Origin of the sequence: Bradyrhizobium sp. RP6 (genome assembly GCF_003837805.1) — a bacterium.
In the GTDB taxonomy this organism is placed as follows: domain Bacteria; phylum Pseudomonadota; class Alphaproteobacteria; order Rhizobiales; family Xanthobacteraceae; genus Bradyrhizobium.
On sequence record NZ_RQIT01000004.1, the window covers coordinates 334,753 to 361,043 of the forward strand.

The window sequence follows — 26,291 nt, forward strand, 5'->3', positions numbered from 1 at the left end:
GACCGGCCTTCTCGGCCGGATTTATCAGGCCCTATATATTCTCATATTGAGCATAATAACCATGCATGGGAGGCTTCAATGCCGATCGCTGGAATTTACGGCCCCGACGATTTTGCCAATCGGCCGCAGGGCCAACTCATCACCTCCCCTCGCGCCGCGTCGGCGCCCGCGGGACCGACGTGGCCAATGCCCTCCCTGGAATGGACGGCGGGGGTCGAGCGCGCCACCGCGCCGCTCTATGAGCGCGTGAAACACGTGATCCCGCCGATCGAATGGCCGCTGATGGCGCCGACCATCAACGCGATCAACGAGTTGAAGCGCGCGCGGGGTGCGGTGATCCTCGCCCACAACTACCAGGCCCCGGAGATCTTCCACTGTGTGGCCGACATCGGCGGCGACTCGCTCCAACTCGCCGTCGAAGCCACCAAGGTGAAGGCAGACATCATCGTCCAGTGCGGCGTGCACTTCATGGCGGAGACCTCCAAGCTGCTCAATCCGGACAAGACCGTTTTGATTCCGGATTCGCGCGCGGGCTGCTCGCTCGCCGCCAGCATCACCGGCGCCGACGTGCGGCTGCTCCGCGAAAGATTCCCTGGCGTGCCCATCGTTGCCTATGTCAACACCTCGGCAGAGGTGAAGGCGGAAGTCGATATCTGCTGCACGTCTTCGAACGCGGTGCAGGTGGTCGAGAGCCTAAACGCGCCGAGCGTGATCTTCCTGCCCGACCGATACCTCGCCACTTACGTGGCTTCGAAGACCGACGTGAAGATCATCGCCTGGAAAGGCGCCTGCGAGGTGCATGAGCGCTTCACGGGCGAGGAGCTGCGGACTTTTCGGCAAGCCGATCAGTCCGTCCAGATCATCGCGCATCCGGAGTGCCCGCCGGACGTCCTGGCGGAAGCCGACTTCACCGGTTCGACCGCACACATGATCAACTGGGTGCGCGCGAAGCGGCCGCGGCGCCTCGTCATGATCACCGAATGCTCGATGGCCGACAATGTGCGGGCCGAGCTTCCCGATGTGGAGATGCTGCGGCCCTGCAATCTCTGCCCGCACATGAAGCGCATCACGCTCGCCAAGATCCTGGAGAGCCTGCTGACGCTTCGCGAGGAGGTGACGATCGATCCCGCGCTTGCCGAACGCGCGCGGCGTTCGGTCGAGCGAATGATCAACCTGAAGAACTAGGACGGGACGCAGCAACACACACGTCTGTCGTCCCGGACAAGCGCGCCTCGAGCGCGCGCAGATCCGGGACCCATAATCACAGGCAGATATTTGGCGAAGAACGGCGTTGCGCAGCTTCGCGCAACAAGCTCCCGCCGAGCGTATGCGGTCCCTGCTTTCGCAGCGACGACGGCGGAGTGAATGGAGAGGACAATGACCAACGCCATCCACAACCTCACCCGCAGCACCGACGACGTCGTCATCGTCGGGGGCGGCCTCGCCGGACTGTTCTGCGCGCTGAAACTCGCGCCGCGGCCGGTGACGTTGGTCTCGGCGGCACCGCTCGGACAGGGCGCGTCGTCCGCGTGGGCGCAAGGCGGCATCGCCGCGGCGGTGGCCGAAGGCGACACGCCGGAGGCACACGCCGCCGATACCGTCGCGGTCGGCGGCGGCCTTGTCGATGAAGCAGTCGCACTCGGGATCGCGCGCGAGGCGGCCCCGCGCATCCATGATCTTCTCGCTTACGGGGTGCCGTTCGATCGCGATCTCGACGGCAGGCTTGCCGTCGGACGGGAAGCTGCGCATTCCGCACGTCGCATCGTGCATGTGCGCGGCGATGGTGCTGGCGCCGCGATCATCGCAGCGCTGAGCGAAGCCGTGCGGCGCACGCCCGCGATCCGTCTGATGGAAGGCTTTGTCGCCGAAGCCCTGCTGACCGAGGACGGCGCCGTGACCGGCCTTCAATTGCGCGAAACCGGCCATCCCTCTGCACGGGCGGTCGTGCTCGCTTCACGCGCGATCGTGCTTGCGACCGGCGGAATCGGACATCTCTATGGCGTCACCACCAACCCGTGTGAAGCGAGCGGCTCGGGCCTTGCGATCGCCGCCCGCGCCGGCGCCGTGATTGCCGATCCTGAATTCGTGCAGTTCCACCCGACCGCCATCATGGTCGGCCGCGACCCGGCACCGCTCGCCACCGAAGCGCTGCGCGGCGAAGGGGCAACGCTGATCAATGGCAACGGCGAGCGCTTCATGAGCGCCCGCCACCCGCTCGCGGAGCTCGCGCCCCGCGATATCGTGGCCCGCGGCGTGTTCGCCGAGATCGCGGCCGGACGCGGCGCCTTCCTCGATGCGCGGCAGGCACTGGGCGCGCGCTTTGCCGAGAAGTTTCCGACCGTGCATGCGAGCTGCATCGCCGCCGGCATCGATCCCGCGGCGCAGCCGATTCCGATTGCGCCGGCCGCACACTATCACATGGGCGGCATCGCGGTGGACATGCGCGGCCGCAGCTCGATCGACGGGCTCTGGGCCTGCGGCGAAGTGTCCTCGACCGGCGCGCACGGCGCCAACCGCCTCGCCTCCAATTCGCTGCTCGAAGCCGTGGTCTATGCCGCGCGCATCGCTGACGACATCGCCGGCCATGCGATCCCCGCGCCCGCCCGTCTGCCCGATGCTGTGACAGCGCGAGGCGGTACGGCGGATAGCACAGCCGTGAAGCGGCTGCGCGCGATGATGAGCGCGCATGCCGGCGTGATCCGCGACGGTGACGGGCTTGCGCAAGCCGTGCGCTACTTCGCCATGCTCGAACGCGAGGCCGCAGACATCGTCCTCCGCAACATGGCGGTTTCGGCCCTGCTCATCGCCGTTGCGGCCTGGACGCGGCGCGAGAGCCGCGGTGCGCATTTCCGTTCCGATCATCCGGCTGACGATCCCGGGCGGGCCCGGAGAACGATGACGACGCTCGTCGCGATGCGCGAGGTCGCGGAGAGTCTCGACGAGCGTGCGCTGCCACGCATTGCGCAATCCATGATCGGCTGAAGGAGGCCCCATGATCACCCCGACTTCACTGCTCTATCCCGACGCCTTTCTCTCTCCGCTCGCGATCGACGCGGCCGTGCAGCGCGCGCTCGACGAGGACCTCGGCCGCGCCGGCGACATCACCTCGCTTGCGACGATTCCGGAAGCGACGACGGCGCAAGCGGTCCTCGTCGCGCGTCAGTCCGGCGTGATCGCCGGATTGCCGCTGGCGCTCGCGACCTTGCAGAAACTGTCGCCCGACATCGAGCTGCGTGCACATGTCCGCGACGCCGCGCGGGTTGCGCGCGGGCAGCATGTGCTGACGATCTCGGGCCCCGCGCGCGTCATTCTCACGGCCGAGCGAACCGCGCTCAACTTCGTCGGCCGCCTGTCGGGCGTCGCCACGCTCACGGCGGAGTATGTCGCGCGCACCGAAGGCACGAAGATGCGCATCTGCTGCACGCGAAAAACCACGCCCGGACTACGCGCACTGGAGAAATACGCGGTGCGCTGCGGCGGCGGCTTCAATCATCGCTTCGGGCTCGACGATGCCATCCTGATCAAGGACAATCACATCGCGGTGGCCGGCGGCATCCGTCCGGTGCTGGAGCGCGCCCGAGCCCACGCGGGCCACCTCGTCAAGATCGAGATCGAGGTCGACACGCTGGCGCAACTGCGCGAAGTGCTCGACAGCGGGATGGCCGACGCGGTGCTGCTCGATAATATGGACCTCGCGATGCTGCGCGAGGCCGTCAGGATCAACGGGGGCCGTCTCAAGCTGGAGGCGTCCGGCGGCGTCACGCTGGACTCGATCGCCGCGATCGCGGCGGCCGGTGTCGATTATGCGTCGGCGGGCGCATTGACGCATTCGGCGCCCAACTTCGACTGCGCACTGGATATCGAGGCGTAGTTCAAGCACCTGAACTTCCACACCGACTTGGCCGGGCTTGTCCCGGCCATCCACGTCTGGCATGCGGAACGAAGAACGTGGATGCCCGGAACAAGCCCGGGCATGACGACCATCTCCAGATTCTAACGCCGCTCGCCCATCTCGGCGGAGCTCTTGGCTTCCTGCGCGAGTTCAGCGGACAGCGCGGCGGTCTGGGCCGGGGTGCCCCAGCTCGGCTCCTCGCTGCCGTCGCCCCAGTTGCGCGGCCGATAGAAGGTGTGCACGCCGGTCTTGTACAGCTTCTTCATCTCGGCGACCCAGGACGGGCGGACCCAATAGGCGTGGTAGTGCGTGGACTTGCCGACCTCGGGCAGCCAGATCTGGCCGTCGAGCATCGCCCTGGAGATCTTCCTGGCCCGCTCCCACATTTCGGGCTCGCGGATCACGTCCGGATTGTTGTCGCAGGCGAAGGTGAACTGGCAGGCGAAGTGGCGGTACTTGTTCTGGTAGACCACGCCGCACACGGTTTCGGGATATTTGCCGGAGAACACGCGGTTCATCACCACCTGCGCCACGGCGATCTGGCCGCGCACGGCCTCGCCGCGGGATTCGAAATAGACGGCTTCGGCGAGGCACTTCTCCGATTTCGCGCGCGACTTGTCGTCGAGCGCGAGCCGCTCCGCCGGCGATCTGGCACGCTGGCTGTCGGCGTTGACCTCGCCCTTCGGCGCAACGCTCTCGCCGCCTTCGACGTCCTTGTCAACCTCCGCCGATGAAGGCGACAGCGAAGCCGTCACCTTCATGTCGGGATCGGGCACCACGATCAGCGGCTCGGCGCCCGGCTGCCAGCTCTCGATGGTCTCGAGATTGCCGCCCAGCGAGGAGCTGCCGAAGAACAGGCTTGAGGTCTTGACGGCGAAGGGATCGCGCACCGGTGCGGGCGCAGCAAGGTCCCGCTTCAAGGCCTCCAGCGGTGCGGTTGCGAGCGCGCGCGCAGCATCGCTGGCCTGCGGCGGATTGGAATATTGCGGCAGCGGCGGCGCGCGCAGCGCTTCCTGGAGCTCGGGATCGAGCACGGCTGCGGATTCCGGCGACATCGCCGGCGGCAATGCGGCGGTCTTGGAGCCGAACACCGAGCGGTTCGACGTCGCGGGATCTTCCTGTGCCGGTTCTGCAGCCGGCGCGACCGTCTCGGGAGCCTGTGGCGGCGCGACGATTGCGAGGCGATCGCCCTTCAGCGAGCGATCGACCTTGGGAAAGTCGGAAGCCTGGTAGCGCAGCGGCGCCTGAAGCGCAGGATTGCGGCTGATCGCGCCGATGACGTCGCGGCCGTCGAGGCTCGCGAGCCGAACCATCGCGCTCTGCGGAGCGGAGGTGCCGATTGGCCGTGAAAAGCTGTAGGTGGCGAGCTGGATCGAGGACGCCGCGGAAAACACCTGCTTCTGCCAACGCTCGGCGACGCCGGGTTGGCGCGCCAGCAGCGAGGCAATATCCTGATAGCCGGTCTCTCTCGGCATCAATGCGAAGATGCAGAGACCGATGCCGAAGGACGCGAACCGCGCGCCCTTCGGATGGTTACGCAACACTGACATCGATACGCTCACGCTACGCTTACGCTCGTCCGATCGAACTCGGTACATCCGTGCAATTCGATCTTTATCGTAAGTATCCAATTTAGGTTGCCGGGGCGTTAATCCGCGTTGCGCATGCGGCACACTCAAGCGAATGCAGGTGTTTTCACGGAGCGACGTCGCGCATTGGTAAATGCGGCCTGACGTGAAGCGGTAAACATCGCGTCAACGCGCATGGTGAAGGAACTCTTGCGCATGCGTATCATTACGGGACGCGTGACGGGTTCCTGTTGTAGCGACTGCTGTCCTGCCCCGGTCAAGCCGGGCTATGACAGGGAGGGGATGGCACGCGCGTAGCCACAAACTCGTCATCGCGAGGAGCACTTGCGACGAAGCAATCTAGAATCCCTCCGCGGAAGGATTCTGGATTACTACGCCGCGCTCGCAATGACGTTGTTGAAAGAGCGTGACGTCAAATGAAAGAGGCGGGGTCCTGGCCCCGCCTCTCTCATTCCAGCATCCTAGTTCTGCTTACGCCTGGCTGGCGATGGCCTTGCCGAGTGCGGCTTGCGCCGCTGCGAGCCGCGCGATCGGCACGCGGTAGGGCGAGCAGGAGACGTAGTTGAGGCCGATTTGGTGGCAGAAGGCGACGGAGGCGGGATCGCCCCCGTGCTCGCCGCAGATGCCGACCTTGAGCGAGGCACGGGTCTTGCGGCCGCGCGCCACGCCGATCTTGACGAGCTCGCCGACGCCTTCCTGATCCAGGGAGATGAAGGGATCGACCGAGAGGATGCCCTTCGCGACGTAGGCACCGAGGAAGCTCGCCGCATCGTCGCGGCTGATGCCGTAGGTCGTCTGCGTCAGGTCGTTGGTGCCGAACGAGAAGAACTCGGCCGACTGCGCGATCTCGGCCGCAAGCAGGCAGGCGCGCGGCAGCTCGATCATGGTACCGACCTGATAGGCCAGCTTGGTGTTGGTGTCGCGCATCACCGCCTGGGCGGTCGCATCGATCCGCGCCTTGACGAGATCCAGCTCGGCCTTGGTCGCGATCAGCGGCACCATCACCTCGAGGCCGACGGCCTTGCCGGTGCGCTTCTCGGCCTCGACTGCCGCCTCGAAGATCGCGCGGGCCTGCATCTCGGCGATCTCCGGATAGGCGATCGCGATTCGGCAGCCGCGGAACCCGAGCATCGGGTTGAACTCCGAGAGCTCGCGCGCGCGGTCGGCCAGGCGCCGCGGATCGGTGTTCATGGCGCGCGCCACTTCCTCGACCTCGGCATGGGTGTGCGGCAGGAATTCGTGCAGCGGCGGATCGAGCAGGCGGATCGTGACGGGCAGGCCCTTCATGATCTCGAACAGCTCGACGAAGTCAGCGCGCTGCATCGGCAGCAGCTTTGCGAGCGCGGCGCGGCGCGACTGCTCATCCTCGGAGAGGATCATCTCGCGCACCGTGCGGATGCGCGTCTCCTCGAAGAACATGTGCTCGGTGCGGCAGAGGCCAATGCCTTCCGCGCCGAACTTGATCGCAGTGCGCGCGTCGTCGGGCGTGTCGGCATTGACGCGCACGCCGATCTTGCGGACCTGGTCGGCCCAGTTCATCAGCGTGCCGAACTCGCCGGACAGTTCCGGCTCGATCATCGGCATGCGGCCGGCGAGCACCTGGCCGAGTGAGCCGTCGATGGTGATGACGTCGCCGGTCTTGAAGGTGCGCGAGCCGATGCTCATGGTGCCGCGGCCGTAATCGACGCGGATGGTGCCGCAGCCGGAGACGCAGGGCTTGCCCATGCCGCGCGCGACCACCGCCGCGTGCGAGGTCATGCCGCCGCGGGTGGTCAGGATACCTTCGGCAGCGTGCATGCCGTGGATGTCTTCCGGGCTGGTCTCTATACGGACCAGAATAACCTTGCGCCCGTCGGCTTGAAGCTTGGCCGCCTCGTCCGAGGAGAACACGATCTCGCCGGAGGCTGCACCCGGGGATGCCGGCAGACCGGTCGCGATCACGTCGCGCTTGGCGTTGGGATCGATGGTCGGATGCAGCAGCTGGTCGAGCGAGGCCGGATCGATCCGCGTCACCGCTTCCTTCTTCGAGATCAGGCCCTCATTGGCGAGCTCGACCGCGATGCGTAGCGCCGCTTTCGCGGTGCGCTTGCCGCCGCGGGTCTGGAGCATCCAGAGCTTGCCCTGCTCGACCGTGAACTCCATGTCCTGCATGTCGCGGTAGTGCTTCTCGAGCAGCGTGTAGATCCGCGTCAGCTCCTTGAAGGCCTCCGGCATCGCCGATTCCATCGACGCCTTGTCGGAGCCCGACTCCTTCCGCGCTTCCTCGGTGATGTCCTGGGGCGTGCGGATGCCCGCCACCACGTCCTCGCCTTGCGCGTTGATCAGGAACTCGCCGTAGAGCTTGCTCTCGCCGGTCGAGGGATTGCGGGTGAAGGCAACGCCCGTCGCCGAGGTCTCGCCCATGTTGCCGAACACCATGGCCTGCACGTTGACCGCGGTGCCCCAGGATTCCGGAATGTCGTGCAGCTTGCGATAGGTCACCGCGCGCGCGTTCATCCAGGAGGAAAACACCGCACCGATCGCGCCCCAGAGCTGGTCGTGCGGATCCTGCGGAAACTCCTTGCCGGTCTCGCGCGCGACCGCGTCCTTGTACTTGCCGACCAATTCGACCCAGTCGTCGGCGGACAGGTCCGTGTCGAGCGTGTAGCCCTGGGCGTCCTTGAAAGTGTCGAGGATTTCCTCGAAGTGATGGTGCTCGAAGCCGAGCACCACGTCCGAATACATGGTGATGAAGCGCCGATAGCTGTCATAGGCGAAGCGGCGGTCGCCCGACAATTCGGATAGCGCTTCCACGGTCTGGTCGTTGAGACCGAGATTGAGCACGGTGTCCATCATGCCCGGCATCGAGGCGCGCGCGCCGGAGCGCACGGAGACGAGCAGCGGGTTCCTGGCGTCGCCGAACACCTTGCCGGTCAATTTGCCGACGTAGTCGAGCGCTTTCTCAACCTGCGACTGCAACTCCTTCGGGTAGGTCTTATCGTGTGCGTAGAAATAGGTGCAGACCGAGGTCGGGATGGTGAAGCCGGGAGGCACCGGCAGGCCGAGATTGGCCATCTCGGCGAGGTTGGCGCCCTTGCCGCCGAGCAGGTCGCGCATTTCCGAGCGACCCTCGGCCTTGCCGTCACCGAACGTGAACACCCATTTGCCGGCCTTCGCCGTGGCTGCCGCCGCCTTGGCAGGCACAGCCTTCTTCGGTGCAGGCTTCGCGGCGACCTTCGGCAGAGCCGCCTTGGTCGCAGCTTTTGCCGCCGGCTTGGCTGCGGACTTTGCAGCGGGCTTGGCGACCGGCTTCGGCGCGCTTTTAGCCAGCGTCTTGCGGGCCGGAGGCGCGGCTTTCGCGACGGCAGAGGACTTTGATTTCGCTGGCATTTTCTTAGGCTTCGAGGCGGCTTTGGCCATAGCTTGCACACAACCTGCGAGAGGAATGGGAAATCGCGGGCCTTACACCATTTTGGGCGGGCCCGCGCAAGTCGGACGGTTCCTAAAAGTGAACGCCTAGAAGCGGAGCCACTTCAGGAGCCCGAGCCCGATCGCGCCGTTGACGATGAGGAAGATCGCGACGATGAGGTTGAGAAGCCGCGGCATGATCAGGATGAGCACGCCCGCAATCAACGACAGGATCGGCGAAATGTGGGCGACGGTGATGTGCATGAACTATCTTTCTGTGGAGGTGAGGCGAATCGCGCGCGGATCATAGCCGGCCCGGTTCCGGGAGTAGAGATGCGCAAGACGCGCTTCGAGTTCCCCGCTTCGCGAAAACCGCCCGAAATTGCCGCGAATGCGGCAGGCCTTTTCCCGGAACATTGCCATGAGGCACGCATTGGCAACCGGTCGCGCCAGTCGCGCGCCCGCAAAAGAAACGTCGAAGGAGTTGTCCATGCGGAACAGGATTCTTGCTCTTGCAGCGGTCGCAGCCGCGGTCGGCTCGCCTCTGGCGGCGCAGGCGCAAAGCGGTGTCACCGTGGGACGCGCGCCGGCCGTGGTCGACAGCGCCCCGACCATTGCGGTCGACCAGCGGCCAGCCTTCCGCGAATATGTCGTCGAACAACGTGTGCCGCCCTTCCGGATTCCGGATCGTGTCGTGGTCGGCGCCACCTTACCCGAAAGCGGGGTCACTTATTATGACGTGCCGCAACGCTTCGGGGCCACCACCTATCGCTACACCGTCGTGAACGGCGAGACCGTGCTGGTCGAGCCGCGCTCGCGCCGCATCGTCGAGGTGCTGGACTAAATTCGCGTTTGGACGCGTTTTCCCACGCGAAGCGACACCCACTTCGCTGGGGAACGCTGCCGTTCCATTCGATGTCCGGCGCGTCACATCAGGCTGGCGCGAGCAGTACTAAATCGGACATCGGCCCTGCCCGGTCCTCCCCCCGCCGGGCGGGGCTTTTTGCGTCCTGTCATTCCGGGGCCAACGAAAGCGCGAATCCAACGAAAGCGCGAACCCGGAATCTTGAGATGCCGGGTTCGGTGCTCCGCACCGCCCCGGAACGACAAAGGTTGTTTGCCGCGCGAACGCTGCTCAATCCTGGATCTTCGAGAAATCCGCCACCGCGCGCGTCGCGCTGCGGATCTCGTTCAGAAGCTTGAGGCGGTTCTCGCGCACCTTCGTATCGTCGTCGTTGACGCGCACCTTGTCGAAAAAGGCATCGACCGGCGGACGCAGCTTCGCCATCGCGCTCATCGCTGCAGCGAAATCCTCCTTGGCGACGGCCACGCTGGCTTCCGTCTTCACCTCGCCGATTGCCTTCGCCAGCGCCTTCTCCTCGTGGAGGCTGTAAAGCGCCGCATCCGGCGTGCCGTCGAAGCTGCGCTTGTCCTTTTTCTCCTCGATCGAGAGGATGTTGCTGGCACGCTTGGTGCCGGCCAGCAGGTTCTTGCCGTCATCGGTATCGAGGAATTTACCGAGCGCCTCGACGCGGCGGACGATCATGAGGAGGTCGTCCTGGCCGCCGAGCGCGAACACGGCGTCGACGAGATCGTGCCGCGCACCCTGCTCGCGGAGCTGGACCTTGAGGCGGTCGGCGAAGAAGGTGAGCAGGTCGCTCGGAAGCTTCTGCGCATCGGCAGGCTTCACCCACAAGCCAGCGAGCGCGGACGCCGCCACCTTCATCAACGACAGACGAAGTGCATTCTCGGCAATCAGCCTGATTACGCCCAATGCTGCTCTCCGCAACGCATAGGGGTCCTTGCTGCCCGTCGGCTTCTCGTCGATCGCCCAGAAGCCGACCAGGGTATCGATCTTGTCCGCTAGCGCCACCGCGACGCTCACCGGATCGGTCGGCACGCGATCGGCGGGGCCCTGCGGCTTGTAGTGCTCCTCGCAGGCGGCGGCGACGGAGGGGTCCTCACCCTGGGCCAGGGCATAGTATTTGCCCATCAGCCCCTGCACCTCCGGGAATTCGCCGACGACTTCGGTCAGCAGATCCGCCTTCGCCAAATGCGCGGCGCGCGTGGCCCTGGCGACATCGGCGCCGACCAGCGGCGCGATCTCGGCGGCAAGGCGTTCGATGCGCTTGATGCGCGCGGCTTGCGTGCCGAGCTTCTCGTGGAACACGATCTGCTCAAACTTCGGCAGCCGATCCTCGAGCTTCGTCTTGAGATCGGTCTCATAGAAGAACTTCGCGTCGCTCAGCCGCGCGCGAATGACGCGCTCGTTGCCGGCGATGATGGTCTTGCCGCCATCGGTCGCCTCGATGTTGGCGACCAGAATGAACTTGTTGGCGAGCTTGCCCGTCTTGGCGTCGCTCACGACAAAGCACTTCTGGTTGTTGCGTATGGTGGCGCGGATCACCTCCGCCGGCGTCGCAAGGAACTCCGGCTCGAACGAGCCCATCAGCACGACCGGCCATTCGACGAGGCCGGCGACCTCGTCGAGCAGATTCTGGTCCTCGACGAGTTCGAAGCCCTGCGCGAAGGCCAACTGCTTGGCGTCGGTGAGGATCGCGTCCTTGCGGCGCTCGGGGTCGAGCACGACCTTGGCGTCGAGCAGTTTTGCTTCGTAGTCCTCGAAGCGGCGCACGGAAATCGCCGCGGGCGCAAGGAAGCGATGGCCGTAAGTGGTCTGGCCGCTCTCGATGCCGTCGACCTCGAATTTCACGACATCGGGCTCTTCGGTCTCGAGGCCGAAGGTCGCGGTGATCGCATGCAGCGGACGCACCCAGTTCAGCGAGCCGGGCTTGCCGGAGCGCGCGCCCCAGCGCATCGATTTCGGCCACGGGAAGGTGCGGACGATGACGGGCAGGATTTCCGCGAGGACGTCTATCGCGTCGCGGCCGGGCTTTTCGATCAAGCCGATGTAGAAATCACCCTTGGGGTCGCGCTGGATTTTTGCTTCGTCCAGCGACTTCAATCCCGTCGCTTTCAGGAAGCCCTGGACGGCCGCGTCGGGCGCGCCGACCTTGGGTCCGCGGCGCTCGGTCTTGAGATCGGGCTGGCGCGCAGGAATCCCGTGCACGGTGAGCGCAAGGCGGCGCGGCGTCGCGAAGGCTTTTGCGCCCTCATAGACGAGACCTTCGGCAACCAGCTTGTCGGTGACCATGCGGCGCAGATCGTCGGCCGCCTTCCCTTGCATGCGCGCGGGGATTTCTTCCGAGAACAGTTCAAGCAAAAGATCGGGCATCAGGCCGCTCCGCCCGCTTCAGTATGGATCCAGGCCTCGCCGCAAGCCTTGGCCAGCTCGCGCACGCGAAGAATGTAGCTCTGCCGCTCGGTCACGGAGATCACGCCGCGCGCGTCGAGCAGATTGAAGACATGGCTCGCCTTGATGCACTGGTCGTAGGCCGGCAGCGCCATCAGATGCTGTTTCCGATTGCCGCCTTCGCGCCAGCCGGCGTCGAGATATTTCCGGCAGGCCGCTTCCGCCATCTTGAACTGCTCGAACAGCATCGCCGTGTCGGCATGTTCGAAATTGTGCCGCGAATATTCCTGCTCGGCCTGCAGGAACACGTCGCCATAGGTGACCTTGGCGTCCCCCTCGCGGCCGTTGAAGTTGAGGTCGTAGACGCGGTCGACGCCCTGCACATACATCGCGAGGCGCTCGAGGCCATAGGTGAGCTCACCCGCGACCGGCGCGCATTCGAAGCCCGCGACCTGCTGGAAATAGGTGAACTGAGAGACCTCCATGCCGTCGCACCAGCATTCCCACCCCAAACCCCAGGCACCGAGCGTCGGGCTCTCCCAATCGTCTTCGACGAAGCGGATGTCGTGCACGGCGGAATCGATGCCGATCGCAGCGAGCGACTTCAGGTACAGCTCCTGAAGGTTCGGCGGCGACGGCTTCATGATCACCTGGAACTGGTAATAGTGCTGCAGCCGATTCGGGTTCTCGCCGTAACGGCCGTCCTTGGGCCGGCGCGAGGGCTGCACATAGGCCGCGTTCCAGGGCTTTGGCCCGAGCGCGCGCAGGGTGGTCGCCGGATGGAAGGTGCCCGCGCCCATCTCCATGTCGTAGGGCTGCAGGATCACGCAGCCCTGCTCGGCCCAGAACCGCTGGAGCGCGAGGATGAAGCCCTGGAACGAGCGTTCCGGGCGCATATGGGCGGGCAATGAGGCGTCCATCGTCAGATCGGGCTCTCGCGGGGGGTTTTGAATCGCGCGGGACCGTATCGACGGCGGGGATGGGAATCAAGGCGAAGGGGCCGGAAATGGCCGTCATTCCGGGGCGCCCTAAGGGCGAACCCGGAATGACGGCATGAATGAAAAGGTGCGGCCTAACCCGGCCGGTAAGCTCCGGTCACGGGGTCACGCTTCAGCGTCTGGATATCCCCCATATGGGCGGCTTCAGCGACGCGCGACAGACGCATCTCCTCCAGCTCCTGGTTGATCCGGACAGCGGTCTTGTAGGCCCAGCGGACCACGGCAAGCCCGCCCAGCACGCCCGCGAAAGCGACGAACGGCGGCATCGGTCGATCCTTGTCTAGTGCTCAGCCCCCACGCGCATTGTTGCGCAGATGGGCCTGCGCCGCAATCTGCGGGTCGAGGGCCAAATGGCGCGGCAGGGCCCGGCCTAAAACCCGAATTTCGCCCAGATCGCCCGCGTCTCGACCGCCGAGATCAGCTCGTCCGGCAAGCCGACCATCGATTCCAGGGCCAAAAGCTGCCCCGCGCCGGGCGATTTCCGCCCCAAAAGGCCGGAGAGCAGTCCTGTCGGCTGTGCGATCACGGGGGTGAGAACCTTCTCGCCAAAGCGAGCACGAAGAGTTGAGCGAAGATCACCGATGTGGTCGGCAAGCCCCAGCGCGATGGCGCTCTCACCGGCCCAGTATTCCCCCGTGAACAGGGTGTCGTCCGCTCCCTTCAGCCGCGCGCCGCGGCTTTCCTTGACCAGCGAGATGAAGATCTGGTGGATCTCGCGCTGGATCGCCTTCAGCTTGGCGACGTCGTCAGGGTCTTCCGGGAGGAACGGGTCGAGCATCGCCTTGTGTTCGCCCGCCGTGTAGAGGCGCCGTTCGATGCCGAGCCGCCTGATCGCCTCCTGAAAGCCGAAACTGCCGCCGACCACGCCGATCGAGCCGAGGATCGAAGAGGGATCGCAGATGATCTCGTCGCCGGCGCAGGCGATCATGTAGCCACCGGACGCCGCGACATCCTCGACGAACACCAGCACCGGCAGCTTCTTCTCCGCCGCGAGCTGCTTGATGCGCAAGTAGATCTGACGCGACTGCACCGGCGAGCCGCCGGGAGAATTGATCACCAGCGCCACCGCCTTGGCGTGCCGATACGAGAACGCGCGCTCGAGCACCCGCGCGACGCCAGCAAGCGTCAAGCCGGGGCGCAGCGGCGTCACCGCACCGATCACCCCTGACAGCCGCACCACCGGCACCACCGAGGTGCCCGGCCGAAAGCGCGCCGGCAGATATTGCATGAGCTTGTCGGCCAGGCCGGAACTCTCACGATCGTTCAATTGTTCGGCCATGCCGTTACCTCTGATTAACCATTTCTTATCACGCGACTGTCATTGGAAGTGCCCGGAACGTGCTTTGCAGTTTTCCCGTTGGGAGGCTGCAATGAGGCAGCGGAGAACACCATGAAAATCTATCTGCTGATGCTGCTGATCGGCGCGCTGTTCACGGCGATCCGCCTCACCTCGCCGCAAGAGCAGCAGTCCGAATCGCTTCCCCGGTAAGCCCTCACGGTTCCACCAGCGGCAAGGCCGCTCTCCCTTCCAGAATCTGCGTCACTGCGCTTTCGGACATGCGTGACTCGTTGTTGAGCATGAGGCCCGGCAGCAATCGCGTCGGGGCCCGACCGCCTTTCACCGCACGCACCAGCACGCGGATCGCGGGCCGCCCCGCCTCGCCATGAACCGGCAGGATCGAGACGCTGCCGAACCCGCGTGACAGCGCTGCCAGGACCTCGGCGATTCCATCCGCACGCCAGATCAAGGTCAGCACGCCATTGGATCGGAGGATACGTCGCGCTGCATGCACCCACGCATGCAGGGTCTCCTCCGTCGCCACATGCGCGGTGTGCCGCGCCCGATCCGGCGAGCCGCGATGCCGCGCCGGATCGTTGAAGGGCGGATTCATCAACACCACGTCCGCGCTGTCGGGCGACAGCCCGTTTGACGCAAAGGCCTGCGGCTCGGCCGTAACGTCGAGCACGATCGTCTCGGCGGCAATCGCATTCGCCGCCGCGTTGCGCCGCGCGAGCTCGGCCAGCTCCGGATCGATCTCGACCAGGCTGAGCCTGATGCCCGCGACGCGGCGCGCCAGCGCCAGTCCGGCCGCGCCGATACCGGCGCCGAAATCGACCACGCGGTCCCCCGCCTTCGCGTCGATCGCCGCCGCAAGCAGGATGGCGTCATGCCCGGCGCGATGGCCGGATCGTTTCTGCATCAAGCGCAATTGCCCGCCGAGAAAGGCGTCCTCGGTAATATCTGCGGCCTCAATCATCGCCGCGCAGTTCGTGGCTGAGGCCGGCTTCGGTGAGGAGAGCCCTCGCCTCCTGGGCGTCGTCCTCATGGACCAGGATCCGCCGCGGCAAAATGCCGAGCGAGCCCTCGATGATGCTCATGTTCTGGTCCAGCACCAGATGATGGATGTTGGCACCGTCAAGCAGCGCGCCGATCGCCGACACCAGCACCATGTCATTGGTCCGAACCAGTTCGCGCAAAACGCAGATCTCCTGCCTGAAAGGGGGGCATGCGGCAAATGTCAATGGTTCCGAGGTCTTGCCGCGTCCGTCGCCAGTTTCTATTGTCTTTCCATCAGAATAGCCCTTCCGGGGCAAATATTGGAGACCGGCGTGGCCGTCATCGTACCTTTCGAAACTCCCGGCGCGTCGATCGAAGAGCTGGTTGCCCTTGTCGCCCCTGACATGGAGCGCGTCAACGCCACGATTCTGTCGCGGACTGGCTCCGAGGTGACCATGATCCCGGAGGTCGCCAACCACCTGATCTCCTCCGGCGGCAAGCGCCTGCGGCCGATGCTGACGCTCGCCATGGCCAACCTGGCCGGCTACGCCGGCGACGGCCATATCAAGCTCGCTGCCTCCGTCGAGTTCATGCATACCGCCACCCTGCTCCACGACGACGTCGTCGACGAGAGCGAATTGCGCCGCGGCAAGCTGTCGGCGCGCATGCTCTGGGGCAACGAGGCGAGCGTGCTGGTCGGCGACTTCCTGCTCGGCCAGGCCTTCCGCATGATGGTCGAAGTCGGCTCGCTCCGCGCGCTCGACATCCTCTCCGCGGCCGCCGCGACCATCGCCGAGGGCGAGGTCATGCAGCTGGCCGCAGCCAAGAACACCGCGACCACCGAGGACGAATATCTCGCCGTGATCCGAGGCAAGACCGCCGAATTGTTCGCGGCCGCCTGCGAGGTCGGTCCCGTCATCGCCAACCGGCCGAAGGCGGAGCAGACCGCCTGCCGCTCGGTCGGCATGAATCTCGGCATCGCCTTCCAGCTCGTCGACGACGTGCTCGATTATGGCGGCAAGAGCGCCAAGCTCGGCAAGAACACCGGCGACGATTTCCGCGAAGGCAAGATCACCCTGCCGGTCGTGCTCGCTTTCCGACGCGGCAACGACACCGAGCGCGCCTTCTGGATCCGAGCGCTAGAGCGCGGCGAGATCGGCGATGGCGATCTCGACCACGCCATCGGCCTGATGAACAAGCATCGCGCGCTCGAGGATACGCTGAGCCGCGCCCAGCACTACGGCGCCATGGCGGTGGACGCGCTGGCGCTGTTCCCGCCCTCGCCGATGAAGAGCGCACTGGAGCAGGTCGTGGCGTTCTGCCTGGCACGGTCGCATTAGGCGACTGGCTGACGTACTTCCCGATTTTCGCACCGTTGCCTACTCCGCCATCCTGAGGCTCGCCTAAGAGGCGAGCGCCTCAGGGGACCGGTGACGGATAAGTGCGCGCTGTCTCCACCAGTCATTGCGTGCGTAAGGCGCGACGGCACCGCTCGCTCTCGTGTCCCGGACGCGCTGCAGCGTGAAACGCTGCTGCGCAGAGCCGGGACCCATCCGACCTCCAACGATCAGCAGTATGGGCCCCGGCTCTGCAGCGCACCGCAAAGAGGCGCTGCGCTGCGTCCGGGGCACGAGAGCGTCTGTCCAGCAACTGCGCTTCGCCTCACCAGCAGAAGCCAGCTTCATTCGCTCCGCATGCTTGGCCCATCTAGTTACTTGCATTTTGCAAGTAACTACCCTAACCTCCCGCCATGCAGCCAAAATCCCCTTCCATCCTGGAATGTCCGGTCGGCCGCGCCGTGGAGACGGTCGGCGAATGGTGGAGCATCCTGATTCTGCGCGATGCGTTTCAGGGCGCGACGAAATTCGACGAGCTCGCGCAAAGCCTCGGGATCGCGCCGAACATCCTGTCGCGGCGCCTCGCCCATCTCACCGAGAGCGGCATGTTCGTCCGACGCCGCTACAACGAACGCCCGCCGCGCTACGAATATGTGCTGACGGACAAGGCGCGGGATTTTTTCCCCGTCATCGTCGCGCTGCTCGCCTGGGGCAACAAGCATCTCGCGCCGAAGGGCGAATCCATCCTGTTGGCGAACCGGAGCGACGCTCGCCCGTTCGATCCGATCGTCGTCGACGCCGCCGACATGCAGCCGATCACGCTTGCCAACACGGTCGCCATTCCCGGTCCCCGCGCCAGCCGCGGCATGCGCGCGCGGCTCGCTTCGCTCAGGGCCATGAACCCGGCCGTCGCGCCGGCTGGAGATTGACATGCGTCGTATCGTCGTGACTGGCATGGGCGCGGTGTCGCCGCTCGGCTGCGGTGTCGAACTGTCCTGGCGGCGGCTGCTCGCCGGCCGAAGCGGGCTGCGACCTCTGCCGGAGTGGGCGCAGGTACTTCCCGCGCGCATCGCCGGTCTCGTGCCCGACAAGACCGATGACGCCGATGGCGGCTTCGATCCGGCACAGGCGGCTGCGCCAAAAGACCAGCGCAAGATGGACCGCTTCATCCTGTTCGCGCTGCTTGCCACCGGAGAAGCGGTCGCGCAGGCCGGATGGACGCCGCAGGATGCGGCGGCGCTGGAGCGGACCGCGACGATCATCGCTTCCGGCATCGGCGGCTTTCCGGCGATGGCGGAGGCGGTGCGCATCACCGAGCAGCGCGGCGCGCGCCGGCTGTCGCCGTTCACGATTCCCTCCTTCCTCGCCAATCTCGCAGCCGGCCAGGTCTCGATCAAATACGGCTACAAGGGAGCGCTGGGCACGCCGGTCACGGCGTGTGCCGCCGGCGTGCAGGCGATCGGCGATGCCGCGCGCATGATCCGTGCCGGCGAAGCCGATGTCGCGATCTGCGGCGGCGCGGAGGCCTGCATCGACATCGTCAGCCTCGGCGGCTTTGCCGCGGCCCGCGCGCTGTCGAGCAGCTTCAACGACGAGCCCGCACGCGCCTCGCGCCCATTCGATCGCGACCGCGACGGCTTTGTGATGGGCGAAGGCGCCGGCATCCTGGTGATCGAGGCGCTGGAGCATGCGCTGGCGCGCGGCGCGACGCCGATCGCGGAGATCGTCGGCTACGGCACGACGGCGGATGCCTATCACATGACGTCGGGTCCGCCCGACGGCGATGGCGCGCGCCGCGCCATGGAGATCGCGCTACGGCAGGCGAAGCTCGCACCCGCGGATGTACAGCACCTCAATGCGCATGCGACCTCGACTCCAGCCGGCGACGAGAGCGAGTTCGGCGCGATCGCAGCGCTGTTTGGCCGCAACCGCGGCATTGCCGTCAGCGCGACCAAATCGGCCACCGGGCACCTGCTCGGCGCTGCCGGCGGGCTGGAGGCGATCTTCACCGTGCTCGCTTTGCGCGACCAGATCGCGCCGCCGACGCTCAATCTCGACAATCCGGATCCCGGCGCTGACGGTATCGACATCGTTGCCGGCGCAGCAAGAGCGATGCCGATGCAGCATGCCATCTCCAACGGATTCGGCTTCGGCGGGGTCAATGCCAGCGTGATCTTCCGCCGGATGGCTTGAACGAGGTCTTTGAACAAGAGGCCTTGCAATCGCGGCAGGCTCGGCTACCAAAACAGGATGATCGAAACCAATTTCTGGCTGTTCCTTGCCGCCGCCTTCCTCGTTGCCGCCGTTCCCGGCCCCGGCATCTTTTATGTTGCGGCACGCACCTTGTCCGAGGGACGCGCCAGCGGTTTTGCATCGACCGCGGGCACGGCGCTGGGCGGGCTGGTTCACGTGGTTGCAGGCAGTATTGGTATCTCCGCGATCATCCTGGCCAGCGCCGAGCTGTTTGCGGCGGTGAAGTTCGTTGGCGCGCTCTATCTGATCTGGCTCGGCATCAAGACGTTTCGCAACGCCGGCCGCGCGCTGTCGCTCGCGGGCGAGCCCATCGGCGACAAGCGCGCGTTCCGTGACGGCGCGCTGGTGGAGGCGCTGAACCCGAAGACCGCGGCGTTCTTCCTCGCCTTCATACCGCAATTCCTTGATCCTGCGGGATCGAACCCCACGCTGCAGTTCATCGTGCTGGGAGCGATCTCGGTGGCGCTGAACACGCTCGCCGATGTCGTGGTGGTGCTGATGGCCTCTGCGACGCGCGCGCAGTTGATCGAACGGCCGCAGCTGATGCGGCGTCTCACGCAGGGCTCCGGCGTCTTCATCGCGGGGCTCGGCCTCTCGCTCGCGCTGGCGCGGCGGCCGGCAAATGGCTAGCGCTCCGCAAAGCCGCTTCTATGAATCGCACGGCCTGCGGCTGCATTACGCCGACTGGGGCAACGAGGGCGCGCCACCTCTGATCCTGGTCCATGGCGGCCGCGATCATTGCCGGAGCTGGGATCACATCGCCCGATCGTTGCAGCCGCATTTCCACGTCATCGCGCCCGACCTGCGCGGCCACGGCGATTCCGACTGGACCAAAGGCGGCAGCTACGCACTGACGGAGTACGTCTACGATCTCTCGCGGCTCGTCCGCAATATCGCAGCGCCTCCGGTCACTCTCATCGGCCATTCGATGGGCGGCATGGTCAGCCTGATCTTTTCGGGCTCATTCCCCGAGCAGGTCACCAAGCTCGTCGTCCTCGACGGCGTGACCATGTTGCCGGATACGCCAAAACCGCCGGTTCATGAGCGCATCGGCAAATGGGTCGGTCAGCTCGACAAGCTGCACGACCGCACCCCGCGCCGCTATGCCGCCCTCGAGGACGCCGCCGCGCAGATGATGCTTCACAACAAGCGCCTATCCCGCGACCTCGCGCTGCATCTCGCCACGCATGGCGCGCGGCAGAACGAGGACGGCACCTATAGCTGGAAGTTCGATCCCTATCAGCGCGCCTCTGCGCCGCACCGGCTCTGGCCCGACGACCACATCGAGCTCTGGTCACGCATCGCCTGCCCGACGCTGCTGCTCAATGCCGGCGAAAGCTTTCTCGCCGGTGCCAGGGCCGCAGGCCTGGAGCGCTACTTTCCGCAGGCGCGCATCAAGACCATCGCCGGCGCGGGACACTGGCTGCAGCACGACAAGCCGCGGGAGGTGCTGGGCGAGATCCGGCAGTTTCTCGGGCTGGCTGAAGACAGCGCGGAATAGCACAACGATATCCACGTCATTGCGAGCGCAGCGAAGCAATCCAGACTGTCACGGCGGAGGGATTCCGGATTGCTTCGCGGAGCCTGTCATCGGGCCGCGCTTCGAGCGGACCCGGTGGCTCACAATGACGACCAGACCTAGCTCAAGGTCCCCGCATGCACCCACCAGCCGTGGTGATCGCGCCTGATCTTCTCGGCGGCGGCATGGGCTTCGGCCGGCGCGCCATAGATCGCAAAGCACGTCGCGCCGGAGCCGGACATGCGGGCGAGCTTGACGCCGGCGGAGGTACGCAAGGCCTCCAGCACCTCGCCGATGACAGGCTCGATGCGCAGCGCGGGCGCTTCAAGGTCGTTGGCGACGGTTTCCAGAACCTCCACCCAATCGGAAATAGAGGCGCCCTCCCCAGGCCAGGCCGGAGCGCGGATGACGTCGGTGACGCCGACCAGAAGCTCGCCGTTACGCAGACCCAGCGCCTGGAACACGTCCTTGGTCGCGACCGGCACGCGCGGATTGACCATGACGCAGGGCATGCTCGGCAGCGCGAGCGGCAACAGCTGCTCGCCGACGCCGGTCATGTCGCAGGCGCGCGAGACGAGGCACACCGGCACGTCCGCGCCGGTCGCGAGGGCGACCTTCTGAACGCGGGGATCGTCGAGCGACAGATCGTTCAGGCGCGCCAGGAGCCGCAGCGCCGCCGCGGCATCGGCCGAGCCGCCGCCGATGCCCGCCGCGACGGGAAGCACCTTGTCGAGCGCGAAGGCGCCGAGTTTCAGGCCGGGCACCGCCTCGGCCAGAAGTCTCGCAGCCTTGAGCACGAGATTGTCGGACGTCTCGCCACAGGCCGCCGCCAGCGGGCCGGTGGTGGCGAGCTTCAGCTCGCCGCCCGGCTCCAGCGTGAGCCGATCGGCGCAATCGGCGAACGCCACCACGCTTTCGAGATCATGATAGCCGTCGGCACGACGGCCGACGACGCGAAGGCTCAAATTGACCTTCGCCCGCCCCTCTTCAATCAACGCCGACATCGGCGACACGCCCCCAAGCAAACCTCAGCCGCCCCTGCCGTCGTCCTTCTTCTTCTCGGCCTGCGCCGCAGAAGAGTTCGAATTGTCATCCGGAAGGCCGTTGGCGATCTTGGCCTCGATCTTCGGAAGCTCTTCCGGCTCCGGCTTGAGATCGCGGGCATGCGACCACTGGAATTTTGCCTCCAGCGTGCGGCCAACGCGCCAATAGGCATCGCCGAGATGGTCGTTGATGGTGGGATCCTCGGGCTTGAGATCGATCGCACGCTCGAGGTTCTTCACCGCCTCTTCATAGTTGCCGATGCGGTAATAGGCCCAGCCGAGGGAATCGACGATGTAGCCGTCGTCGGGACGCTGCTCGACGGCACGCTTGATCATCTTCATGCCTTCGTCGAGATTCACGCCCTGGTCGATCCAGGAATAGCCGAGATAGTTGAGGACGTGCGGCTGATCGGGCTGCAGTTCGAGCGCCTTCTTCATGTCGGCCTCGGCCTTGCTCCACTGCTTGGAGCGCTCCTCGCAGATACCGCGATAATAGTACCAGACGCTGTTGGCCTTGTCGTTGCCGGGCGGCAGCACGTCGATTCCTTGCGAATAGGTCGCGCCGCAATCGCCGAACCGCTTGCGACCGCGCTCGATGTTTCCGAGCGCCATGATGGCTTCGAGGTCCTTGGCATCCTCCGAGGTGACGCCCTTGAGGATCTTGATCGCCTCGTCGGTGCGGTCGGCGGAATCCAGGTCAATGGCAAGCTGGATCTGTGCATTGCGCTTGAGCGGCGAGGTCGCGGGCACGCGCTCATAGACCTTGATCGCCATCTTCGGCCGCTTCACCGATTCATAGAGATCGGCGAGCGAGAGCAGCGCCAGCGGATGGGTCGGCTGGAGGTAGAGCGCGAGCTGGAGATAGACCAGCGCCAGGTCCTCACCGCCGCGGCGGGTCAGCGTGGCGCCGATGCCATAGAGCGCTTCGGCGGCGCCGGCCTGCGCGGAATCGACGAGTGGCGGCATCTTCTTGCCGGCCTTGGTCTCGCGCAGGCCTTCCTGGATCAGCGGATGGCGTGCGAGCTTCTTGTCGAAAGCCTGGTAGACGGTGGTCGCCGCGGCAGAATCCTTGTTGCGCGAGAGCCAGCGCGCATAGGCCTCGGTCACGCGCAGCATGGAATCGTCGAGCTTGTAGGCGCGCTCAAAGCGGGTGCCGGCGTCCTTCTCCTTGCCGGCGAGTTCCAGGATCAGGCCGGCGTGAAGGTCCTTGAACAGCGGATACCATTCCGGACCAGCCAGCTTGTCGATGGTGGCGACACCACCCTTGGCATCTCCTGCACCATAGGCGGCCCAGCCCGACAGCAGCGTGGCGACCAGATCGGTGATCGGGCCGCGGACCGACTGGTTGATATTGGTCTGCGCGGCCGCGTATTTCTTCAGCTTGAGATCATGCACGCCGACGACGAGACGCGCGACGCGGTTGGTCTTGTCGATGGTGAGGATGCGCTCGGCGAGCTTGACCGCCTCCTCGAGGTCGCCGTCGGCGACCGACGAGATGAAGGCTCGGTCCAGCAGCTCGTTGTTCTTGGGATCGGTGCGGAGCGCCGAACGGTAGAATGCGGCGGCGGATGCCGCGTCACGCTCGACGCTGGCGTGGCGGGCGGCAAGATAGCTACCGGCACCGGTGAGCGACTTCAGATCGTTTCGGGTCGGAAACTGCGCCGCCGTGTTCTCCGGGTGGTCCGGCGTCTGCGCCAGGACCGCGCCCGGGACCGCCACGATCGCGGTGCCCATGAGAGCGATGGCGACAGCAGTCCAGCGGTTGAAACGATTTGAAAGCATCAGGGCTCGCCTTGAGTTGGTAGTGCCTGGGTTTGCAGCAGGAGGCCGCATCGCACGCGAAAGCGGCCGGTGGCATCGGGACCCGGAACCGTCGGGCCGACAATGCCGCTTTTGGCGCTCCCCCGCAAGGATTCGGACCGGGCGATCCCCGCCGCATGCCCCAAATCGGCCAAGCGGATCCACCAAGAACGTCCCAAGACGCCGCTACTATGGCCTTATCGTGGCCGCGGCGGCTGGCCGCACACGGGTCCTCACGCGAACGTGCGCCAGATCACCCGCGTGACCTGCCTTTACATCGCCTCGTAATTCGGACCGCCGCCGCCCTCGGGTGGAACCCAGGTGATGTTGCCATTGGGGTCCTTCACATCGCAGGTTTTGCAGTGGACGCAGTTCTGGGCATTGATCTGGAAACGGGGGCCGGAGCCCTCCTCAATCCACTCATAGACGCCGGCCGGGCAATAGCGGTTCGAGGGACCTGCGAAGACGTCATGCTCGGAGCTCTTCTGGAGGTTCATGTCGGTGACCTTCAGATGGATCGGCTGGTCCTCCTCGTGATTGGTGTTGGACAAGAACACCGAGGACAGCTTGTCGAACGTGATCTTGCCGTCGGGCTTTGGGTAGTTCCTGGGCGCGTGGCTCTTGGCCGGATCGAGCGTGGCGCGGTCGGGCTTGACGTGCGACTGCGTGCCGAACAGCGAGGCGCCGAACAGCGTATTGCACCACATGTCGAAGCCGCCCAGCGCGACGCCGAGCACGGTGCCGAACTTCGACCACAGCGGCTTGACGTTGCGGACCAGGAACAAATCCTTGCCGACCGACGAGGACCGCCAGGCGTTCTCGTACTCGATCAGTTCGTCATTGGCGCGATCGGCGGCAATCGCGGCTGCAACGTGCTCGGCCGCGAGCATGCCGGTGCCCATCGCATTGTGCACGCCCTTGATGCGGGGCACGTTGACAAAGCCCGCGGCGCAACCGATCAGCGCGCCGCCGGGGAAGCTGAGCTTCGGCACCGACTGATAGCCGCCCTCGGTGATCGCACGCGCGCCGTAAGCGAGCCGCTTGGCGCCTTCGAAGATGCCGCGAATCGAGGGGTGGGTCTTGAAGCGCTGGAATTCGTCGAACGGGGAGAGATAGGGATCGTCGTAGTTCAGATGCACGACGAAGCCGACTGCGACGAGATTGTCGTCGTAATGATAAAGGAACGAGCCGCCACCGGTCTTGAGGTCAAGCGGCCAGCCGAATGAATGCTGGATCAAGCCCTTCTGGTGCTTGGCGGGATCGATCTGCCAGACCTCCTTGAGGCCGATGCCGAATTTCGGCGGCTCGCTCTTGGCGTCCAGCGCAAATTTGTTGATGAGCTGTTTGGTGAGGCTGCCGCGGGCGCCTTCGGCGAACAGCGTGTACTTGCCGAGCAATTCCATGCCGCGGGTGAAGGAGTCCTTCGGCTTGCCGTCGCGGCCGATACCCATGTCGCCAGTGGCGATGCCCTTGACCTTGCCCTCCTCGTCATAGAGCACCTCGGCCGCCGCAAAGCCGGGATAGATCTCGACGCCGAGCGCCTCGGCCTTGCGCGCCAGCCAGCGGCAGACATTGCCGAGCGAGCCGATGTAGCAGTGATGATTGTTCATCAGCGGCGGCATCATGAAGTTCGGCAGCTTGATCGCGCCGCCGCCGGTCATCCAGAAGAAGCGGTCGTCCTTCACCTTCGTCTTCAGCGGGCAGTCGGAATCCTCGCGCCAGTCCGGGATCAGCTTGTCGAGCCCGGCCGGGTCGATCACAGCGCCCGAGAGAATGTGCGCGCCAACCTCGGAGCCCTTCTCCACCACGACCACGTTGAGATCGGCGTTGAGCTGCTTCAGCCGGATCGCGGCCGACAGGCCCGAAGGGCCGGCGCCGACGATGACGACGTCGAATTCCATGGATTCGCGCGGGGGAAGTTCTTCGGTGCTCATCTGATCTCAGCCCTTGAGACGGTCCTTGGTCGATTGCGCCCCCTTGTTTCCGATTTTTCCGGGTAGGACAACCATGGAAATGCATTCCGCTGGGATGCAAGGCCGTCCAAGGTGGTATAAAAGCCAGACATTCCCATGATCCCCGAACCCGCCCCCACCGTCCGCGAGCTGCTCGCCTTCTATCTGGAGGCCGGTGTCGACTGCGCGCTCGCGGAAGAACCGATCGGCCGCCTGGCGGAATTGGATGCCCCGCGGCCAGCACCGCGCGCGGCACCTCCGGTCGAGGCACCGCGGCCGCTCGCCGCACCCGCGGTGATGCGGGGCGAGGCCGCGCCGGCGCCTGATGTCGCGATCGCGTCCGCACGCGAGGCCGCACGCACCGCGCCGACACTCGAGGCATTGCGCGAGCTGATGCAGGGCTTCGAGGGCTGCGCGCTGAAGCACACCGCAACGCGGCTGGTGTTCGCCGACGGCAATCCGCAGGCGCGCATCATGTTCGTCGGCGAAGCGCCGGGCCGCGACGAGGACATTGAGGGGCTGCCTTTCGTCGGACGCAGCGGCAAGCTGCTCGACCTCATGATCGGCGCGATCGGACTCAACCGCACCACCGCCTACATCGCCAACGTCATTCCCTGGCGACCGCCCGGCAACCGCACGCCGACGCCGCAGGAGACGCAAATCTGCCTGCCATTCATCCAGCGCCATATCGAACTGGTGAACCCGGACGTGCTGGTGACGCTCGGCAATCCCTCGACGCAGACCCTGCTCGGAACGCGTGAAGGCATCATGCGTACCCGCGGACGCTGGTTCGATTACGATGCCGGCGGGCGCACCATCCGCGCGCTGCCGACGTTCCACCCGGCCTATCTCTTGCGCTCGCCATCCTACAAGCGGCTGGCCTGGCAGGACCTGCGGTCGATCGCCAAGGTGCTGGCGGGTTGATGCTCTCGTGTCCCGGACGCGGTGCGGCACGTCGTGACGCTCCGCAGAGCCGGGACCCAGCACTAC

23 protein-coding genes are annotated in these 26,291 nt (G+C 65.7%); 10 read left to right on the plus strand and 13 right to left on the minus strand.

Annotation, left to right across the window (positions count from 1 at the left end):
- The first annotated feature begins 78 nt into the window (after positions 1–78).
- The 3 genes from nadA (at position 79) to nadC (ending at position 3,871) form a co-directional block, all read left to right on the plus strand.
- Entirely contained in the window at positions 79–1,185 is a 1,107-nt protein-coding gene (nadA, locus tag EHH60_RS12575) for a quinolinate synthase NadA (RefSeq protein WP_124159773.1), read from the plus strand.
- Positions 1,186–1,377: 192 nt separating this feature from the next.
- Positions 1,378–2,982 carry an L-aspartate oxidase gene (locus tag EHH60_RS12580; protein ID WP_124159774.1) on the plus strand — a complete coding sequence of 535 codons (1,605 nt, stop codon included), beginning with the start codon at positions 1,378–1,380 and terminating at the stop codon, positions 2,980–2,982.
- Between the two features lie 10 nt (positions 2,983–2,992).
- On the plus strand, positions 2,993–3,871 hold the full coding sequence (gene nadC, locus EHH60_RS12585; protein WP_124159775.1) for a carboxylating nicotinate-nucleotide diphosphorylase: 879 nt from the start codon (positions 2,993–2,995) through the stop codon (positions 3,869–3,871).
- Positions 3,872–3,993: 122 nt separating this feature from the next.
- Here nadC and EHH60_RS12590 read toward each other — a convergent pair whose 3' ends face one another.
- From EHH60_RS12590 to EHH60_RS12605, 4 genes are all read right to left on the minus strand, one after another.
- Positions 3,994–5,442, minus strand: coding sequence for a cell wall hydrolase (locus EHH60_RS12590; protein ID WP_199751425.1), 1,449 nt, complete (start codon positions 5,440–5,442; stop codon positions 3,994–3,996).
- Positions 5,443–5,952: 510 nt separating this feature from the next.
- Entirely contained in the window at positions 5,953–8,880 is a 2,928-nt protein-coding gene (ppdK, locus tag EHH60_RS12595) for a pyruvate, phosphate dikinase (protein WP_199751426.1), read from the minus strand.
- Between the two features lie 96 nt (positions 8,881–8,976).
- Entirely contained in the window at positions 8,977–9,132 is a 156-nt protein-coding gene (locus tag EHH60_RS12600; protein ID WP_008562090.1) for a DUF3096 domain-containing protein, read from the minus strand.
- Between the two features lie 3 nt (positions 9,133–9,135).
- Positions 9,136–9,360: a hypothetical protein gene (locus EHH60_RS12605; RefSeq protein ID WP_124159778.1), complete on the minus strand. Its 225-nt coding sequence runs from the start codon at positions 9,358–9,360 to the stop codon at positions 9,136–9,138.
- On the opposite strand from EHH60_RS12605, the gene EHH60_RS12610 reads away from it, so the two are divergent.
- Entirely contained in the window at positions 9,359–9,712 is a 354-nt protein-coding gene (locus tag EHH60_RS12610) for a DUF1236 domain-containing protein (RefSeq protein ID WP_124159779.1), read from the plus strand. The genes EHH60_RS12605 and EHH60_RS12610 overlap by 2 nt on opposite strands.
- A 291-nt stretch (positions 9,713–10,003) precedes the next feature.
- Here the strand turns inward: EHH60_RS12610 and glyS are convergent, their stop codons facing one another.
- The 6 genes from glyS to EHH60_RS12640 all read right to left on the minus strand — a co-directional run bounded on the left by glyS (position 10,004) and on the right by EHH60_RS12640 (position 15,597).
- Positions 10,004–12,103 (minus strand): glycine--tRNA ligase subunit beta, encoded by a 2,100-nt coding sequence (gene glyS, locus EHH60_RS12615; protein WP_124159780.1) that lies wholly within the window; start codon positions 12,101–12,103, stop codon positions 10,004–10,006.
- Positions 12,103–13,041: a glycine--tRNA ligase subunit alpha gene (locus tag EHH60_RS12620; RefSeq protein ID WP_124159781.1), complete on the minus strand. Its 939-nt coding sequence runs from the start codon at positions 13,039–13,041 to the stop codon at positions 12,103–12,105. The genes glyS and EHH60_RS12620 overlap by 1 nt, the downstream gene beginning before the upstream one ends.
- Before the next feature lie 152 nt (positions 13,042–13,193).
- On the minus strand, positions 13,194–13,385 hold the full coding sequence (locus EHH60_RS12625; protein ID WP_027558178.1) for a hypothetical protein: 192 nt from the start codon (positions 13,383–13,385) through the stop codon (positions 13,194–13,196).
- A gap of 104 nt (positions 13,386–13,489) precedes the next feature.
- Positions 13,490–14,398 carry a S49 family peptidase gene (locus EHH60_RS12630; RefSeq protein WP_124159782.1) on the minus strand — a complete coding sequence of 303 codons (909 nt, stop codon included), beginning with the start codon at positions 14,396–14,398 and terminating at the stop codon, positions 13,490–13,492.
- Positions 14,399–14,612: 214 nt separating this feature from the next.
- On the minus strand, positions 14,613–15,377 hold the full coding sequence (locus EHH60_RS12635; protein WP_124159783.1) for a tRNA1(Val) (adenine(37)-N6)-methyltransferase: 765 nt from the start codon (positions 15,375–15,377) through the stop codon (positions 14,613–14,615).
- Positions 15,370–15,597, minus strand: a complete 228-nt coding sequence (locus EHH60_RS12640) for a putative signal transducing protein (RefSeq protein ID WP_008131471.1) — start codon at positions 15,595–15,597, stop codon at positions 15,370–15,372. Before EHH60_RS12640 ends, EHH60_RS12635 begins: the two co-directional genes overlap by 8 nt.
- Positions 15,598–15,729: 132 nt before the next feature.
- On the opposite strand from EHH60_RS12640, the gene EHH60_RS12645 reads away from it, so the two are divergent.
- The 5 genes from EHH60_RS12645 to EHH60_RS12665 all read left to right on the plus strand — a co-directional run bounded on the left by EHH60_RS12645 (position 15,730) and on the right by EHH60_RS12665 (position 20,488).
- Complete coding sequence (locus EHH60_RS12645) at positions 15,730–16,737, plus strand: polyprenyl synthetase family protein (RefSeq protein ID WP_124159784.1); 1,008 nt, start codon at positions 15,730–15,732, stop codon at positions 16,735–16,737.
- 410 nt (positions 16,738–17,147) lie between these two features.
- Positions 17,148–17,663: a winged helix-turn-helix transcriptional regulator gene (locus EHH60_RS12650; protein WP_124159785.1), complete on the plus strand. Its 516-nt coding sequence runs from the start codon at positions 17,148–17,150 to the stop codon at positions 17,661–17,663.
- A 1-nt stretch (position 17,664) separates the two neighbouring features.
- Complete coding sequence (fabF, locus tag EHH60_RS12655; protein ID WP_124159786.1) at positions 17,665–18,927, plus strand: beta-ketoacyl-ACP synthase II; 1,263 nt, start codon at positions 17,665–17,667, stop codon at positions 18,925–18,927.
- 57 nt (positions 18,928–18,984) lie between these two features.
- Positions 18,985–19,617 (plus strand): LysE family translocator, encoded by a 633-nt coding sequence (locus EHH60_RS12660; protein ID WP_124159787.1) that lies wholly within the window; start codon positions 18,985–18,987, stop codon positions 19,615–19,617.
- Positions 19,610–20,488, plus strand: coding sequence for an alpha/beta fold hydrolase (locus EHH60_RS12665; protein ID WP_124159788.1), 879 nt, complete (start codon positions 19,610–19,612; stop codon positions 20,486–20,488). The genes EHH60_RS12660 and EHH60_RS12665 overlap by 8 nt, the downstream gene beginning before the upstream one ends.
- Before the next feature lie 137 nt (positions 20,489–20,625).
- On the opposite strand, the gene EHH60_RS12670 is transcribed toward EHH60_RS12665, so the two are convergent.
- From EHH60_RS12670 to EHH60_RS12680, 3 genes are all read right to left on the minus strand, one after another.
- Positions 20,626–21,510, minus strand: a complete 885-nt coding sequence (locus EHH60_RS12670; protein WP_199751427.1) for a 4-(cytidine 5'-diphospho)-2-C-methyl-D-erythritol kinase — start codon at positions 21,508–21,510, stop codon at positions 20,626–20,628.
- 24 nt (positions 21,511–21,534) lie between these two features.
- Complete coding sequence (locus EHH60_RS12675) at positions 21,535–23,331, minus strand: tetratricopeptide repeat protein (protein WP_124159790.1); 1,797 nt, start codon at positions 23,329–23,331, stop codon at positions 21,535–21,537.
- A 290-nt stretch (positions 23,332–23,621) separates the two neighbouring features.
- On the minus strand, positions 23,622–25,283 hold the full coding sequence (locus EHH60_RS12680) for an electron transfer flavoprotein-ubiquinone oxidoreductase (protein WP_124159791.1): 1,662 nt from the start codon (positions 25,281–25,283) through the stop codon (positions 23,622–23,624).
- A gap of 135 nt (positions 25,284–25,418) precedes the next feature.
- Between EHH60_RS12680 and EHH60_RS12685 the strand changes: the two genes are divergently transcribed.
- Positions 25,419–26,225, plus strand: coding sequence for a uracil-DNA glycosylase (locus EHH60_RS12685; protein ID WP_124159792.1), 807 nt, complete (start codon positions 25,419–25,421; stop codon positions 26,223–26,225).
- Positions 26,226–26,291 lie beyond the last annotated feature (66 nt).

Excerpts from the sequence above, each read along its gene's own strand:
- nadA (WP_124159773.1), top strand. The coding sequence starts at position 79 with ATGCCGATCGCTGGAATTTACGGCCCCGACGATTTTGCCAATCGGCCG.
- EHH60_RS12670 (WP_199751427.1), bottom strand. The coding sequence starts at position 21,510 with ATGTCGGCGTTGATTGAAGAGGGGCGGGCGAAGGTCAATTTGAGCCTT.
- nadC (WP_124159775.1), top strand. The coding sequence starts at position 2,993 with ATGATCACCCCGACTTCACTGCTCTATCCCGACGCCTTTCTCTCTCCG.
- EHH60_RS12620 (WP_124159781.1), bottom strand. The coding sequence starts at position 13,041 with ATGGACGCCTCATTGCCCGCCCATATGCGCCCGGAACGCTCGTTCCAG.
- EHH60_RS12590 (WP_199751425.1), bottom strand. The coding sequence starts at position 5,442 with ATGTCAGTGTTGCGTAACCATCCGAAGGGCGCGCGGTTCGCGTCCTTC.
- EHH60_RS12600 (WP_008562090.1), bottom strand. The coding sequence starts at position 9,132 with ATGCACATCACCGTCGCCCACATTTCGCCGATCCTGTCGTTGATTGCG.
- EHH60_RS12605 (WP_124159778.1), bottom strand. The coding sequence starts at position 9,360 with ATGGACAACTCCTTCGACGTTTCTTTTGCGGGCGCGCGACTGGCGCGA.
- EHH60_RS12650 (WP_124159785.1), top strand. The coding sequence starts at position 17,148 with ATGCAGCCAAAATCCCCTTCCATCCTGGAATGTCCGGTCGGCCGCGCC.
- EHH60_RS12635 (WP_124159783.1), bottom strand. The coding sequence starts at position 15,377 with ATGATTGAGGCCGCAGATATTACCGAGGACGCCTTTCTCGGCGGGCAA.
- EHH60_RS12680 (WP_124159791.1), bottom strand. The coding sequence starts at position 25,283 with ATGAGCACCGAAGAACTTCCCCCGCGCGAATCCATGGAATTCGACGTC.
- EHH60_RS12625 (WP_027558178.1), bottom strand. The coding sequence starts at position 13,385 with ATGCCGCCGTTCGTCGCTTTCGCGGGCGTGCTGGGCGGGCTTGCCGTG.
- EHH60_RS12610 (WP_124159779.1), top strand. The coding sequence starts at position 9,359 with ATGCGGAACAGGATTCTTGCTCTTGCAGCGGTCGCAGCCGCGGTCGGC.
- EHH60_RS12630 (WP_124159782.1), bottom strand. The coding sequence starts at position 14,398 with ATGGCCGAACAATTGAACGATCGTGAGAGTTCCGGCCTGGCCGACAAG.
- EHH60_RS12685 (WP_124159792.1), top strand. The coding sequence starts at position 25,419 with ATGATCCCCGAACCCGCCCCCACCGTCCGCGAGCTGCTCGCCTTCTAT.
- EHH60_RS12675 (WP_124159790.1), bottom strand. The coding sequence starts at position 23,331 with ATGCTTTCAAATCGTTTCAACCGCTGGACTGCTGTCGCCATCGCTCTC.
- ppdK (WP_199751426.1), bottom strand. The coding sequence starts at position 8,880 with ATGGCCAAAGCCGCCTCGAAGCCTAAGAAAATGCCAGCGAAATCAAAG.
- EHH60_RS12580 (WP_124159774.1), top strand. The coding sequence starts at position 1,378 with ATGACCAACGCCATCCACAACCTCACCCGCAGCACCGACGACGTCGTC.
- fabF (WP_124159786.1), top strand. The coding sequence starts at position 17,665 with ATGCGTCGTATCGTCGTGACTGGCATGGGCGCGGTGTCGCCGCTCGGC.
- EHH60_RS12665 (WP_124159788.1), top strand. The coding sequence starts at position 19,610 with ATGGCTAGCGCTCCGCAAAGCCGCTTCTATGAATCGCACGGCCTGCGG.
- glyS (WP_124159780.1), bottom strand. The coding sequence starts at position 12,103 with ATGCCCGATCTTTTGCTTGAACTGTTCTCGGAAGAAATCCCCGCGCGC.
- EHH60_RS12660 (WP_124159787.1), top strand. The coding sequence starts at position 18,985 with ATGATCGAAACCAATTTCTGGCTGTTCCTTGCCGCCGCCTTCCTCGTT.